Origin of the sequence: Microbacterium sp. BF1 (genome assembly GCF_019279095.1) — a bacterium.
Lineage (GTDB): Bacteria > Actinomycetota > Actinomycetes > Actinomycetales > Microbacteriaceae > Microbacterium > Microbacterium maritypicum.
In genome coordinates this window covers 1-1024 of record NZ_JAGYWT010000686.1, presented here as the reverse complement: position 1 = coordinate 1024, position 1024 = coordinate 1, and the positions used below count along the sequence as shown (strand labels likewise).

Below are 1024 nucleotides of genomic sequence, written 5' to 3'. Positions count from 1 at the left end.
CCGGCACCTCACGCGCGCCGACCTCAACGGCGATGGACGAGGGGACGTCCTCGCAGCCAGGACGGATGGTGTGCTCGAGTTCTCTGCCGGCAACGGTGCCGGAGGGGTGGCGGCGCCCGTGGGCATCGGTGCCGGCTGGTACGACATGCTGCACGTCACCTCCGGTGCCGACTACACCGGCGACGGGAAGCAGGACGTGGTCGGTGTCTCGCCGGGCGGTGTCCTCGTCATCTACCCCGGGAACGGTGCCGGCGGCCTCGGGGGAACGCCCAAGACCGTCGGCGGCGGCTGGCACGGCTTCCACTTCCTCGTCGGCGGCGACTTCAACAATGACGGGTGGGGGGATCTCATGGCGATGAGCGACAACGGCACCCTCTACTTCTACCCGCGGGTCTCGGGCGGGGCCTCGCCGCCGGTCGTCGTCGGAAGCGGATGGCTGGAGTTCACCGCGGCGACGGGAGGGGCCGACTACGACGGCGAGGGGCGAGCCGATCTGCTGGTGCGCACGGCGGCGGGCGAGCTCTTCTTCTATCCGGGCAACGGCGACGGCGGATTCGGCGCGCGGAGGCTCGTCAGCGCCGACTGGGCCGATCACCTCGCCATCGAGTAGTCGACGGCATGCCCGCCGCGTCCAAGAGCGCGGCGTAGGGTGGGCGCATGGCCGAGCCGACGTTCGAGGAGATCGCGGCGGGGTTGTACTCCGGGCCTCCGGAAGAGTTCGTATCGTCGCGCAAGGCGCGCGCGGAGGAGGCCGAGGAAGCCGCACTCGCATCGCGAATCCTCGCTCTGCGCAAGCCCTCGATCGCGGCGTGGGTGGTGAACGTGTTCGCCCAGGAACGGGCCGGGCAGCTGGGCGAAGCCTTGGCGTTGGCTCGGGAACTTCGCGAGGCGCAGGACGACCTGGATGCCGCGGCACTGGCGAAACTCGGCCGTGAACGGCGTCTGCTGACGAGGAAGCTCGCTCAGGCCGCGGGAGAGCTGGCCGCGTCGCGGGGCGAGCGTGTCACACCGTCGACGCTCGAGG

Annotated in this window: 1 protein-coding gene and 1 pseudogene; both read left to right on the top strand. The window is 70.9% G+C overall.

Translation table 11 applies throughout. The features are described from left to right. A partial coding sequence (locus KZA10_RS16035; RefSeq protein WP_218683383.1) for a VCBS repeat-containing protein occupies positions 1 to 610 on the top strand: 610 nt, incomplete at its 5' end. A 47-nt stretch (positions 611 to 657) separates the two neighbouring features. Next, positions 658 to 1024: pseudogene (locus KZA10_RS16030) on the top strand (transposase); the annotation flags it as partial.